This window comes from Flaviflagellibacter deserti (genome assembly GCF_042652085.1).
Classification (GTDB): domain Bacteria; phylum Pseudomonadota; class Alphaproteobacteria; order Rhizobiales; family Methylopilaceae; genus Flaviflagellibacter; species Flaviflagellibacter deserti.
In genome coordinates, this window is record NZ_JBHSJF010000006.1 from 221,811 (window position 1) to 234,970 (window position 13,160).

General features: G+C 63.4%; 14 protein-coding genes. 6 read left to right on the top strand and 8 right to left on the bottom strand.

From position 1 onward, the window contains the following. Positions 1-3: 3 nt before the first annotated feature. Together ACFPFW_RS08010 and parC are read left to right on the top strand one after the other, a co-directional pair. Positions 4-294 (top strand): putative quinol monooxygenase, encoded by a 291-nt coding sequence (locus ACFPFW_RS08010; RefSeq protein ID WP_114956484.1) that lies wholly within the window; start codon positions 4-6, stop codon positions 292-294. A 46-nt stretch (positions 295-340) separates the two neighbouring features. Further along, on the top strand, positions 341-2,584 hold the full coding sequence (parC, locus tag ACFPFW_RS08015; protein WP_114956483.1) for a DNA topoisomerase IV subunit A: 2,244 nt from the start codon (positions 341-343) through the stop codon (positions 2,582-2,584). Between the two features lie 87 nt (positions 2,585-2,671). On the opposite strand, the gene ACFPFW_RS08020 is transcribed toward parC, so the two are convergent. The 4 genes from ACFPFW_RS08020 to ACFPFW_RS08035 form a co-directional block, all read right to left on the bottom strand. Further along, positions 2,672-3,415, bottom strand: coding sequence for an arginyltransferase (locus ACFPFW_RS08020; protein ID WP_114956482.1), 744 nt, complete (start codon positions 3,413-3,415; stop codon positions 2,672-2,674). Positions 3,416-3,488: 73 nt separating this feature from the next. Further along, positions 3,489-3,926, bottom strand: coding sequence for an RDD family protein (locus tag ACFPFW_RS08025; RefSeq protein WP_114956481.1), 438 nt, complete (start codon positions 3,924-3,926; stop codon positions 3,489-3,491). A 116-nt stretch (positions 3,927-4,042) separates the two neighbouring features. Further along, positions 4,043-4,555, bottom strand: a complete 513-nt coding sequence (gene ldtR, locus ACFPFW_RS08030; RefSeq protein ID WP_114956480.1) for a transcriptional regulator LdtR — start codon at positions 4,553-4,555, stop codon at positions 4,043-4,045. A 194-nt stretch (positions 4,556-4,749) separates the two neighbouring features. Then, positions 4,750-5,178 (bottom strand): DUF6163 family protein, encoded by a 429-nt coding sequence (locus ACFPFW_RS08035; protein WP_114956479.1) that lies wholly within the window; start codon positions 5,176-5,178, stop codon positions 4,750-4,752. A 150-nt stretch (positions 5,179-5,328) separates the two neighbouring features. Here ACFPFW_RS08035 and hemB point away from each other — a divergent pair, with 150 nt between their 5' ends. Together hemB and ACFPFW_RS08045 are read left to right on the top strand one after the other, a co-directional pair. Then, the gene (hemB, locus tag ACFPFW_RS08040) at positions 5,329-6,396 is read left to right on the top strand and encodes a porphobilinogen synthase (protein ID WP_114956673.1); all 1,068 of its coding nucleotides are present in this window, start codon (positions 5,329-5,331) and stop codon (positions 6,394-6,396) included. A gap of 149 nt (positions 6,397-6,545) precedes the next feature. Next, positions 6,546-7,790 carry a threonine ammonia-lyase gene (locus ACFPFW_RS08045; protein ID WP_379770208.1) on the top strand — a complete coding sequence of 415 codons (1,245 nt, stop codon included), beginning with the start codon at positions 6,546-6,548 and terminating at the stop codon, positions 7,788-7,790. A 3-nt stretch (positions 7,791-7,793) separates the two neighbouring features. On the opposite strand, the gene ACFPFW_RS08050 is transcribed toward ACFPFW_RS08045, so the two are convergent. After that, complete coding sequence (locus tag ACFPFW_RS08050) at positions 7,794-8,090, bottom strand: hypothetical protein (RefSeq protein WP_114956478.1); 297 nt, start codon at positions 8,088-8,090, stop codon at positions 7,794-7,796. After that, on the bottom strand, positions 8,090-8,611 hold the full coding sequence (locus tag ACFPFW_RS08055) for a hypothetical protein (RefSeq protein ID WP_114956477.1): 522 nt from the start codon (positions 8,609-8,611) through the stop codon (positions 8,090-8,092). Before ACFPFW_RS08055 ends, ACFPFW_RS08050 begins: the two co-directional genes overlap by 1 nt. 220 nt (positions 8,612-8,831) lie before the next feature. Here ACFPFW_RS08055 and ACFPFW_RS08060 point away from each other — a divergent pair, with 220 nt between their 5' ends. Continuing rightward, positions 8,832-10,994, top strand: a complete 2,163-nt coding sequence (locus ACFPFW_RS08060; protein WP_379770212.1) for a mechanosensitive ion channel family protein — start codon at positions 8,832-8,834, stop codon at positions 10,992-10,994. Positions 10,995-11,049: 55 nt separating this feature from the next. Then, on the top strand, positions 11,050-11,694 hold the full coding sequence (locus tag ACFPFW_RS08065) for a 5'-methylthioadenosine/S-adenosylhomocysteine nucleosidase (RefSeq protein WP_379770215.1): 645 nt from the start codon (positions 11,050-11,052) through the stop codon (positions 11,692-11,694). Positions 11,695-11,697: 3 nt separating this feature from the next. Here the strand turns inward: ACFPFW_RS08065 and ACFPFW_RS08070 are convergent, their stop codons facing one another. Both ACFPFW_RS08070 and ACFPFW_RS08075 read right to left on the bottom strand, forming a co-directional pair. Next, positions 11,698-12,195: a nuclear transport factor 2 family protein gene (locus tag ACFPFW_RS08070; protein WP_114956475.1), complete on the bottom strand. Its 498-nt coding sequence runs from the start codon at positions 12,193-12,195 to the stop codon at positions 11,698-11,700. A gap of 74 nt (positions 12,196-12,269) precedes the next feature. Beyond that, the gene (locus ACFPFW_RS08075; RefSeq protein WP_114956474.1) at positions 12,270-13,004 is read right to left on the bottom strand and encodes an SDR family oxidoreductase; all 735 of its coding nucleotides are present in this window, start codon (positions 13,002-13,004) and stop codon (positions 12,270-12,272) included. Positions 13,005-13,160 lie beyond the last annotated feature (156 nt).

Consider the following 13,160-nt stretch of genomic DNA (forward strand, 5'->3'; position numbering starts at 1 on the left):
CGAATGTACGGTCTGATCGCCAAGATGATCGCGGTTCCCGGCCACAGGGACGCGCTGATCGACCTGGTTCTCGCCGGCAGCGCCGGAATGCCCGGTTGCGTCAGCTATATCGTGGCGAAGGACGCCGAAAGTTCGGACGTTATCTGGGTCACCGAGGTGTGGGACGACGAGGACAGCCACAAGGCGTCCCTTGCAATCCCGGCGGTTAAGGAAGCGATCGGCAAGGCCATGCCCCTGATCGCCGGTTTCGAGAAGGGCGCAACCACCATTCCTGTCGGTGGCGTTGGACTGTAGCCCACCGGCCATTGCCTCGACTCGGGCCTTCCGCTAGCCAAGTCCCATGGGCGAGCAAGTCACCCCTCCGGACGGTTTCGAGGCCGTCGATCTGCGCTCCGCGCTGGAGGAGCGTTATCTCGCCTATGCGCTGTCGACCATCACCCAGCGCGCGCTGCCGGATGCCCGCGACGGCCTGAAGCCGGTTCATCGCCGTCTGCTCTACGCGATGCGGCTGCTGCGGCTCGATCCGGGGCAGGCGTTCAAGAAGTCTGCCCGCGTCGTCGGCGACGTCATCGGCAAATACCACCCGCACGGCGACCAGTCGGTCTATGACGCGCTGGTCCGCCTCGCGCAGGAATTCGCCCAGCGCTGGCCGCTGGTCGAGGGGCAGGGCAATTTCGGCAATGTCGACGGCGATAACCCCGCCGCCATGCGCTACACCGAGGCTCGGCTGACCGAAGTCGCGCGCCTCCTGCTCGACGGCCTGGACGAAGGCACCGTCGAATTCCGCGACACCTATGACGGCTCGGAAGAAGAACCGATCGTCCTTCCCGCCGCCTTCCCGAACCTGCTGGCCAACGGCTCGCAAGGCATCGCGGTCGGCATGGCGACATCGATCCCGCCGCACAACGCCGCCGAACTGCTCGATGCGGCCGTCCACCTGATCGACAATCCGGCTGCCGGCACCGATGACATCCTGCAATTCGTCCCGGGTCCCGACTTTCCGACCGGCGGCATCATCGTCGAGCCGAAGAGCGGCATCCGCGATGCCTACCGCACCGGGCGCGGCGGCTTCCGTGTACGCTCCCGCTGGCACAAGGAAGATGCCGGTCGCGGCACCTGGGTTCTGGTCGTCACGGAGATTCCGTGGCTCGTGCCGAAGAGCCGGCTGATCGAGCAACTCGCCTCGATGGTCATAGACCGCAAGGTGCCGATCCTCGCCGACGTTCGCGACGAGAGCACCGACGACATCCGCATCGTGCTGGAGCCGCGCGCCCGCACGGTCGATCCCGAAATCCTGATGGAAAGCCTGTTCAAGCTGACCGATCTGGAAACCCGGATCAGCCTCAACATGAACGTGCTGGTGAAGGGACGCGTCCCGCAGGTGCTCGGTCTGGCGCCTGCTCTACGCGAGTGGCTCGACCATCGCCGCGAGGTCGTCATCCGCCGGGCGCAGTTCCGTCTCAACGCGATCGACCGCCGGCTGGAGGTGTTGGGCGGCCTGCTCATTGCCTTCCTCAACCTCGACGAGGTCATCCGCATCGTCCGCTATGAGGATGATCCGAAGGCCGAACTCATCCGTCAGTTCGAGCTGACGGAGATCCAGGCCGAGGCGATCCTCAATATCCGCCTGCGTGCTCTGGCCAAGCTCGAAGAGATCGCGATCCGCAAGGAACACGACGAACTCGGCGCCGAGAAGGCCGATATCGAGGCGCTGCTTGGCAGCGATCGCCGTCAGTGGACCAAGGTGAAGAAGGAGATCGCCGAGGTCCGTAAGTCGTTTGGCCCGGAAACGGCGCTCGGCAAGCGCCGCTCTACTTTCGCCGAGGCGCCGGACCGTCCTGTCGCCGCCCTGACCGAAGCGTTCGTCGAGCGCGAGCCGGTCACGGTCGTGGTGTCCGACAAGGGCTGGATCCGGGCACTGAAGGGCCATGTGCAGGATCTCAGCGGCCTGCAGTTCAAGGCCGACGACAAGCTCCGCGCCGCCTTCATGACCGAGACCACGGCCAAGATCATGGTCATGGCCACGAACGGCAAGGTTTTCACGCTCGAAGCGTCCAAATTGCCGGGCGGGCGCGGGCAGGGCGAGCCGATCCGCCTGCACGTGGATCTTGAGGAGAGCGCCGATATCGCTCTGGTCTGGGTTTACGCGTCGGGCACCAAGCGCCTCGTCATCGCGACCGACGGGCGCGGTTTCGTGGTTGCCGAGGACGATCTCGTGGCATCGACCCGCAAGGGCAAGAACGTCATGAACCTCGACATGAAGAGCGAGGCGCGCCTTGCCCCGCGTGTCGAAGGCGACATGGTTGCGATCGTCGGCGAGAACCGGAAGCTACTGGTTTTCCCGATCGCACAGGTGGCCGAAATGTCCCGCGGGCGCGGCGTTCGACTGCAGAAGTACAAGGACGGTGCGGTGGTCGATGCCAGGACGTTCGAGAGCGCCAAGGGCCTGACCTGGCTGGATACGTCCGGCCGGACATGGACGCTCGCCGGCGAAGAGCTACGAGACTGGATGGGCAACCGCGCCGACGCCGGCCGCCTGGCTCCGAAGGGCTTCCCGAGGACGAATAAGTTCAAGCCGGATTAGCTACGTCATGGCAGGGCTTGGCTGCTCTCGACAGGAAGTAAACTCGTGGATGCCAAGGACAGCCTTGGCATGACGACCAATGAGGTCCTACACCCGCTCCCAACCCGCCGGCGCCAGTCGCTCCTGCGGCAAAAACCGGCTCTTGTAGTGCATCTTGCGCGAGCCCTCGATCCAATAGCCGAGATAGAGGTAGGGCAGGCCCATCGCCTGCGCGCGCATGATGTGGTCGAGGATGATCCAGGTGCCGAGGCTGCGATGCGCCTCGTCCGGGTCATAGAACGAGTAGACCATGGACAGGCCGTCGGCGAGGACGTCGGTCAGGGCCACGCCATAGAGCGGACCCATGCCTCGCCCGTTGATCGCGGTGTCCGGCCCACGGCGCCGATATTCGATCAGCCGCGTCTTCACATGCGTGTCCTCGATCATCATCGCGTAATCGAGCACGCTCATCGACGCCATGCCGCCGTCTGAATGGCGGGAATCGAGATAGCGGCGGAACAGCGAATACTGATCGGATGAGGGGACGGCGGCGCGAAGATCGCCGACGAGATCCGAGTTCTTGGCCCGAATGCGGCGGAAGCTCGGCGTCCAGTCGAACTCGCGTACGAGAACGCGTACCGAAACGCAGGCACGGCAGTTCTCGCAGGCCGGACGGTAGGCGATCGTCTGGCTGCGGCGGAAGCCACCTTGGCTGAGAAGATCGTTGAGACCGGTGGACCGCTCGCCCACGAGGTGTGTGAACACTTTCCGTTCAACCTGCCCCGGTAGGTAGGGGCAGGGAGCCGGTGCAGTCATGTAAAACTGCGGTGTGTCGCGAGGATGTTCGGTCACGTTCTCAGGAGCTTAATCCATGCTCCGACGATAACACCGAGCTTTCGGCGGGAAAATGGCCCTTTTGGCCGGCTCACGCGTTCTCGACCGTCACGCCGATCAGCATATCGTGCAATAGGCGCTTGCGGCTGTTGAATAGGCTGATCACGAGAATGAGTGGGGTGAGGAACGTCACCGTCACGTAGAACAGGATGACGTGGGCCGCGCCCTGTATGAAGCTCGGTGGCTCGCCGGTCTCCGACCGGAAGATCAGTCCGGCAGCGCGCATGCCGGGCGTTGCGCTCCGGTTCGAGATGCTGATGCCGGAATAAAGCACGGCAACAATCGGGAACACGGCGCCGTACAACAGCCAGGCCAGACCAAGAGTGATGATGCCGAGGAAGCCGACGACCACGCAGGCGATTAGCCAGAGAATGCAGATACAGGTGAAATCGACCAGGAAGGCCAGCATGCGCTTGCGGCGCACGCCATCGAGGCGGCTGTGGTCGTAAGCACTATCGAGGGTCGTCATCACGGCATTTCCTTCATCCCAAGGATGTGGGATCGCCGATCATACGGACAAGATGGTGGCCGTAAAACGAAAACGGGGCGCCTGAGGCGCCCCGCATTCACCCACCGTCGCCGGGATCAGAGACGATAGCGGATCTGGTCCGTCCAGAAGCGCTCGAGGCGGACGAGCGCCTTGTTGAGCGTGAGGAAATCCTGCGAGCCGATGCCGCCGACCTGCTCGATCGAGCGCATGTGCTTCTCGTAGAGCTGGTTGACGATGTCGTGCACTTCCTGGCCCTTCGGCGTCAGGCTGATGCGGACCGAGCGGCGATCCATGCGCGAGCGCTGATGGTGCAGGAAGCCGGCTTCGACGAGCTTCTTGAGATTGTAGGAAACGTTGGAGCCGAGATAGTAGCCGCGGGTGCGGAGCTCGCCGGCCGTCAGTTCGGCATCGCCGATATTGTACAGCAAGAGCGCCTGGACGCTGTTGACATCGGCCCGGCCACGACGGTCGAACTCGTCCTTGATGACGTCGAGAAGACGGCGATGCAGGCGCTCGACGAGCGTCAGCGCTTCAAGGTAGAGCGGCCGAACATCTTCCGGCTGGTTTGCGGGGGTTGCCGAAGCAGCCGCGCGAGCAACATTAGACATCTGTACGCCTCTTGCTAATGACGATGGCGCTTTATTGGTTTCCGCCACCTTTCCACTGTAAGATACGTACCGCATATGAAAATGCGCTTAAAAGCCTTGACTAAATTTGTCTTTATTTCTCGTACTGAACAACTGGTAACTTCGCGTGCTGAATCAAATCTTATACCGGATAAGCTTTCGGTAACGATGCGAGATCAGTCGTCCGAAACCTGAGCTACCTTGAAGGTCAGGAAGATGTATCCGCCGATGGCGATCGCTTCGATCAGGATCAGCGGCCAGAGCGAGCCGAATATCTCCGGAAACGCGATGCAGATCGCAAGCTGGCTGACCGCCGCCAGCAGCCACAGCACGGCTCCCCAGGAGGAGGTCAGCCAGAGTCCGACCGCCGAAACCGGGTCGAGCACGGCGAAGTAGATATTCGCCGACAGGAATTCGACGGCCTGGTTGGAACCCAGCGGGTCACCGCCCGCACCCAGCAGCAGCGCCCAATGGACGAGGCCCTTGAACAATTGGAAGACGGCCAGCACGCGGAAGAACAGGACGAGGTTCTGCGTCCAGTCCATTACCGGCTGTTCGTCGCCGTTCAGGGTGCTGGGTTCCTTGCGGCGGAGAAAGCGGATCACGGAAGCCTGCCTCGATTGCGGAGCCGAGCTTTAGGTGCGCGCATCCGCGTCGTCAAACATGCGTGCGGCAATCTCCCGGTGTCTGGAAAAGCTCCAATATGATAGCAAGGGACAGGGCTGATGCGGCGAGGGCCGCGGAAGGACAATGAGATGCACGATACGGTGGGCCGCCTTCCCTTTACTGGCGATGCCGCCGCGGGAGACGTGAAGACCAGCCGTTTCCGCCAGGCCACGCTCGATCTGCCGATCCGGCCGCGTCGCAATCGCAAGGCTGACTGGTCGCGTCGCCTCGTGCGCGAGAACGCGCTGAGCGTTTCCGACCTGATCTGGCCGATCTTTCTCGTCGAGGGCGAACGCCATCGCGAGCCGGTCGCCTCCATGCCGGGCGTCGAGCGCCTGTCGGTCGACGAAGCCGTGGGCGAGGCCGAGCGCGCCGCGAGCCTCGGCATCCCGGCCCTGGCTCTGTTTCCCTTCACCGATCCGATGCTGCGCGACGCCCGCGGCTCGGAAGCCCAGAACCCGGAAAACCTGGTCTGCCGCGCGCTTCGCGCGATCAAGCGGGCGGTTCCGGAGATCGGCCTCATCACCGATGTCGCGCTTGATCCCTATACGAGTCATGGCCATGACGGCCTGCTGGACGGGGCCGAGATCGTCAACGACGCGACCGTCGAGGTGCTTGTCAGGCAGGCCCTCCTTCACGCCGAGGCCGGCGCGGATGCCGTCGCGCCATCCGACATGATGGACGGACGTATCGGAGCGATCCGTACGGCGCTCGATGCCGCCAACCGGACCGATGTCCAGATCATCGCCTATACGGCGAAATATGCCTCTGCCTTCTACGGTCCGTTCCGCGATGCGATCGGCACCTCGACCGTCCTGATCGGTGACAAGCGCACCTACCAGATGGATCCCGCCAACAGCGACGAGGCCCTACTCGAAGCGGAACTTGATCTCGCCGAGGGCGCGGACATGATGATCGTGAAGCCGGGCATGCCCTATCTCGATATGGTCCATAGATTGAAGACCCGTTTCGAGCGTCCGGTGCTCGCCTATCAGGTATCCGGCGAATACGCGATGATCACGGCCGCCGCCCAGAACGGCTGGATCGATGGCGACCGGGCGATGATGGAGAGCCTGCTTGCCTTCAAGCGGGCAGGGGCAGACGCGGTGCTGACCTACTTCGCGCCCGTGGTGGCCGAGAAGCTGAAGCGGGGTTGAGCGACCGTCATGCTCCGGCTTGACCGGAGCATCCATGTACGGCGCCGGATGGGTCCTCCGGTCAAGCCGCAGGACGACGGCGGTTGCCGGGATGCCCTCCCGTCCTCTCCGCGCTAGACTTCTCTTATGCGACTCGCTGGAATCCGCCCGTGCTGACGAAACCTGACTCAAAGCTCCCCGTCACCGTCGACGATATCCGCGCCGCGCGGGAGGTCCTCAAGGGTCAGGTGCTCCGCACGCCGACGCTTCCGGCGCCAAAGCTCTCCGCGCTCACCCGGGCAGAGGTCTGGGTGAAGTACGAGAACATGCAGGTCACGAACAGCTTTAAGGACCGCGGCGCTTTCGTGCGGCTGTCGCGGCTCGACGAAGCGGCGCGGGCCAAGGGCGTGATCACCATGTCGGCCGGCAATCACGCCCAGGCCGTCGCCTATCATGCCCAGCGTCTCGGCATCCCGGCTGTCATTGTCATGCCGGAACAGACACCGCAGGTGAAGGTCCGCAATACAGAGGCATACGGTGCCCGCGTGGTGCTCGACGGCGAGACGCTCGCCGAGTCCCAGATCCGCGCCGAACAGATGGTGAAAGACGAGGGCTTTACGCTCATCCATCCCTATGACGATCCGGACATCATCGCCGGGCAGGGCACTGCCGGTCTCGAAATCCTCGAAGATGCGCCGAACCTCGACACGCTCGTCGTGCCGATCGGCGGGGGCGGACTCATTTCGGGCATTGCGATCGCCGCCAAGGCGATCAAGCCGGAGATCGAGATCGTCGGTGTCGAGTCCTCGCTATACCCGTCGATGATCAACGCGATGGCTGGTCAACCGCGTCCAGCCGGCGGGCCGACGCTCGCCGAAGGCATCGCGGTCAAGAATGTCGGCAACCTCACTTTGCCGGTCGTCGAGGCGCTTGTTTCCGAAGTCCTGCTGGTCAACGAGCCGCATCTGGAGCGCGCGGTGAACGCGTTCGCGCTTTATCAGAAGACCATGGCCGAAGGCGCAGGCGCGGCAGGCCTCGCGGCACTCCTCGCCTTCCCGGACCGGTTCTACGGCAAGAAGGTCGGCCTGGTTCTGTGCGGCGGCAATATCGATCCGCGCATCATGGCCTCGATCATGGTCCGCGAGCTCGAGCGCGAAAGCCGTATCGCCCGCTTCCGGCTGACGATCAACGACCAGCCGGGCGTGCTCGGCCGCATCGCGACGCGGCTCGGCGAACTCGGCGCCAATATTCTGGAAGTCTCGCACGGCCGGCTTTATCTCGACGTCCCGGCCAAGGGCGCGACGCTCGACATCACGGTCGAGACACGCGACCGCGCCCATTCGGAGCAGGTCTACGACGCGTTGTGCCGGTTCGAAGGCATTCCGTGCCGCCGCATCTCGTCGGCCGGGACCTGATGTTCAGTTCCACCAGGACGTCAGCAGATCCCACAGCCATTCGAACAACGCGCCGATGGCCTCCAGCGTCAGCCGCGGCCATTCGAACAGGGTAGCGGGCACACTGTAGGCGAGCAGCACCGCGCCTGACGTCATGAGGCCGAGTGTCAGGCCCGCGTTGAACACCGAAACGAGCGTCCAGGTGCAAAGCACGACGAACAGGATCATCGCGAGCGGGATGATGGCGAGCCAGCGCACACGGCGGCGGCGAAGCATGGGTTCGTCGTTTGCGGGCATCGGCAGGTAACTCGTCCAGCTCATCAGTGGTTCTCGAGTCCGTTCGCGCTCCGCATGGTATTGATCCGTTCAGCTTGCGCGAGGTTGTATTCGCGAAGCTCGATCAAGCCCTTGCGGATGGATTCGCGTTCGGCGGCGTAGGTCTTTTTCGACGTGAACGTGTCGTCATGGGCGTCGTCCCAGGCGAGAACGCGGTCGATCGTCTTCGTCAGCTTGCCGGGATCAGCATAGGCGTAGCGATTGATCGCCGGCCCCATGCTTGAGAACAGTGACGAAAACAGAGCGGCATCGCCGGTCGGATCGAGTTTCGGCCGCGCCATCAGATGCGTCCGATAGCGCAATTGGCCGAGATAGAACCAGAACACGGCCTCGTCCTTCCTGCTGCTCTCGAACAACTTCGTCGCCACGATGAGATATGCCACCGGATGTTTGGCCTCGATCCCCGCCTGAATCTCGACAGGGGTTTGATCCATCAGGGCGGTCGATGCCTGGGCCTGGCCGCAGGACAAACCGACCGCAAGCAAAAGCAGGCCGAGCCGCTTCATGTCTGGGCAGTCCTAAATAACGGCGCGTGGCGCCATCGAATTTCGTTGGCGGCGTCAAATAAAGATGGATTGTTTCCGGACGAGGTCGTCGCGGTGCCGATTTGTTTCAACGGCGCAGAACGTGTGATCGCGACGACACGAAGGGACGTAACGGGCGGCTGCCCTTCAGCGAAAGGGAATGTATGATCCCCTTGGCGGACAGCCCGCTGGAAAACATCCAATGTCCATTCGCCGCGTTCGTTCGACCCTCTTCTTCTGCCTGCTGCTGGCAACCACGGGCGCGGCTGTCGCGCAACAGCCGGTCCCGTCGCCTCCGATCCGCTTCACGATTGAAGTGCCGAACGACGAACACGGTCGCGCACTTGCGCAGGACCAGCTGAGGCACACGACAGCAGCACAGCCCGCTGCTCCGGCGCCGCAATCGACCGAGCAATCGCGCTCGACCAGGGCGATGGGCGAGGGCATGTCGTCGCTTGCGACCCATCTTCATAACTTGCGAACGCGCGCGATGACGCTGGCGACGGCCGCTCCGAATGTGCTGACCGACATCGCCGCCTCTGCGAACTCTTTCCAGATGATGGAGAACAAGATCGATCTGCTCTGGCTTGTCGGGGCGGTCGTCGTCTTCATTGCCGGCGGGTTCGCCGCACAGGCGATCGGCTGGTGGGCCGGCAAGGGAATGCTGAACTATATCTTCGTCGCGCCGTCCGAGACCGTTCTCGATCGGCTCAAGGTGCACGGTGTCCGGCTGTCGCTCGGCCTGCTCGTGACGGTTTCCTTCCTGGTCGGTAGCCTCGGTGCATTCCTCCTGTTCCCGTGGCCTCCCGTGTTCCGCGAGATCGTGCTGATCCTCCTCGTCGCGGTGTTCGTCACGAGGCTCAGCGTTCTCATCGGTCGCGTCGTTCTGGCGCCGGCAGGCCGGTATGGCCATTACCGCATGCTGCCGCTGACGACCGAGCTCGCGAAGTTCTGGTTCTTTTGGTCGGTCTGGCTGGTCGGCATTGCGGCTGCCGGCGTGGCGATCCTGAGTCTTCTGGCTATTATCAACGTGCCCTACGCCTCCCACGAGGTCATCGAGGCCTTGTGGCTCGCGATACTTGGCGGGGCAGCGATCCTGATGGTCTGGGGACGGCAGTGCCGCGAGGCCGATCCGCAATCCAACCGCGCGACCGCGCTCGTCCTGACCTTCGGCATCGTCCTGACCTGGATCTTCGCTCTGATGGGCCTCGACGAATTGTTCTGGACGGCGCTCGTCGCGATGATCCTGCCGGTGGTCCTCGTCGTCTCGCGCGACGCGGTTCGCCACATCGCGGGTATCGACGATCCCGAGAAGACAGCGGATCAAACAATACTCGGCTGGTCGGTCGTGGCCGAGCGCGCGCTCCGCGTGGTGTTCGTGGCGATCGCGGCGATCGTCCTTGCCCGCGCCTGGGGGATCAGGCTGAACGACCTCGCCATGGGCGAGACAGGGGCGACCTATGTGTTGCGCGCCGTGTTGCGCATTGTCATCGTCCTGCTCGCCGTCGATCTCGCCTGGAAGCTCGTGAAGACCCTGATCGACAGCTACATCGTGCCGGCTCCAACGGCGGCCCACGGCTATGACGACAGCCCCGAGGCCCGCCGCCGACAGAGGCTGGCGACGCTGCTGCCTATCCTCCGCAACGTGCTTCTCGTCCTCGTCGCTGTGGTCGGCGTGCTGATGGCGCTCGACGCCATGGGCGTGCAGATCGGCCCGCTGCTCGCCGGTGCCGGCGTGATCGGTATAGCGGTCGGCTTCGGCGCACAGACGGTGGTGAAGGACATCATCTCCGGCGTCTTCTACCTCCTGGACGATGCCTTCCGCGTCGGCGAATACATCGTCGCCGGCAGCCACAAGGGAACGGTCGAGGGCTTCTCGCTCCGATCCGTCAGGCTCCGCCACCATCGCGGTCCGATCACCACGGTGCCGTTCGGCGAGCTCGGCTCGGTGAGAAACGAAAGCCGAGACTGGGTCATCGACAAGATGAGCCTCGGCGTCACCTATGACACCGACCTCGAAAAGGTCAGGAAACTCATCAAGAAGATCGGTCAGGAACTGGCCGAGGACGAGGAATACGCACACCACATCATCGAGCCGCTGAAGATGCAGGGCGTCGACCAGATGGGCGAATTCGCGATCCAGATCCGCCTCAAGATGATGACCAAGCCCGGCGAGCAATTCATCATCCGGCGCAAGGCCTATGTGCTGATCAAGAAGGCTTTCGAGGAGAACGGCATCAAGTTCGCGGTGCCGACAGTACAGGTCTCGGGCGGTGGACAGGATGCGGCCGCTGCCGCGTCGGCAACTGCAAACCGACTTGCCGACGCGAAGGTGGCCGCCAATCCGGCAGCCGCCGGGGCTTGACGATGACGGGGTTTGACCATTTTCTCGGCCGCCCTTCGTTCTTGAAAGATCAATCGTGACCGCAGTTTATCGCGCCGCCGATGGCGATCTCCGCGTGCTCTTCGTCATGGCGGCCGAGCCGGAATACGGGCCGGAATTGCGGACGCTGATCAAGCCGATCATCACGGGGGTAGGACCGGTCGAGGCCGCGATCCGGGTGACCCTCGCTCTCACGGAAGACCCGGCCGACCTCGTGATCAGCATGGGCTCGGCGGGATCGCGTCTGCTTTCCCAGGCGAGCATTTATCAGGTGTCGTCGGTCGCTTACCGCGACATGGACGCGAGCCCGCTGGGCTTCGAGAAAGGCCTCACGCCGTTCCTGGGCCTGCCGGCGGTCCTGCCGATCTTCCAGCGTCTGCCGGGCATCCCGGAAGCGAGCCTCAGCACCGGCGGCGCAATCGTCAACGGCGAGGCCTACGTCGCCATCGCCGCCGACATGGTGGATATGGAGACCTATGCCGTATTCCGCGCCGCCTCGCTGTGCGGCGCCTCGATGATCGGTCTGCGGGGCATCTCCGACGGACGCGATCCGATCAGCAAATACTCCGACTGGACGCAATATTTGCACGATATAGACGCCGCGCTCGCCGCCATCGTTCGCAACCTGCCGGAGACCTTCGCGGCCAAGCCCAAGAGCTATTGGACCGGCCGCGAAGGCTGAAGGTCACGGCTTCACCCGTTCCCAGAAATCGTTGAACGCCACGCTATCGAAGAACGCCGACGCCTTCACGATCTCGCCGTCGTTGAGCGTCAGGAACCACGAATAGGTATTGCGATAGGGCTTGCCGTCCTTCGCCGTGCCTTCCGCGTCGAAGAACACGACCACGGTGTCGCCGTCCGCATACATGTTGCGGACCGTCGGGACGAGCCGGCTTGACATCCGCGCGTTGAACGGCCGGATGACATTGGTCATGAAGTCTTCCTTGCCCTTATAGATGCGTGAGGCCGCCGAATTGCCGACGATCTCCCAGGTCGCGTTAGCCGCGAGCTTGTCGTAGGGGCTCCCCGTACCGTTCTTCCAGGCGTCGAAGCCGGCCTGAACAATCGCCTTGTTGCGGGTCTCGACCGTGTTGTCGGTCGTGGCCATTGCCCTCTCCATCGGAATCAGAACCACCAGCGCCACCGCCAGTCCGGCGAGGCGTGTCCGCAGCGTGTTGAACATCTCGCTTCTCCCATTTTGCCGGCCGCGACGCGGAACGCCGCGGCCGACCGTAGTATGCGACTTTGGTATAATGATTACAGGCTGCTGGTGATCGGGCGGACGACGATCTCGTTAACGTCGACCTCGTCCGGTTGTTCGACCGCATAGGCGATGGCGCGGGCGATCGCATCCGGGGTCAGGGCGGTCTTGCGGAGCTCGACGAGATAGTCCTTCGCCGCCTGGTCCGAGATGTCGTTGCCGAGCTCGGTCGCGGTGACGCCGGGAGAGATCGTCGTCACCCGGATGTCTTGGTTCTCCTGGCGCAGACCATCCGAGATCGCCCAGACCGCGTATTTCGTGGCGCAGTAGACGGCGCCGGTTGGCACTACGATATGCGCGCCGACCGAGGCGACATTGATGATCTGGCCACTATGGCGGGCCTTCATGTCGGGCAGCACTGCGGCGACGCCGTTCAAGACGCCCTTGATGTTGACGTCGATCATTCGGTCCCATTCATCGACCTTCAGCTCTTCCATCAGCGACAGCGGCATGATGCCGGCATTGTTGACGAGGACGTCGACCGCGCCGAATTCCGACTTGGCGAAGTCGACGAAAGCCTTGGTGTCCTCGCGGCTCGTCACGTCGACAGCCTTGAAGCGGGCCTGGCCGCCGGCGGCGTTGATCTCGTTGACTAAGGCTTCAAGACGGTCGGTGCGGCGGGCGCCGACCACGACCTTGGCCCCGCGCTGGGCCAGCAGGCGGGCGGCGGCTTCGCCGATGCCGCTGGAGGCGCCGGTGATCGCGATGACTTTTCCAGAAATGCTCGACATCTGACTTCTCCTCTTTGGGGTCCGGACGCGCTGTGCGTTTCGGTGTGAGGAGAGCTTGTTCTAGGTCACGTTTCAGGCGGTAGATCGATGCTCGCGGGAAATTGCCCGATCCTATAAAGATTGCTCGATTGTCCAAGGCGGTCAGGAAAGAGCCGA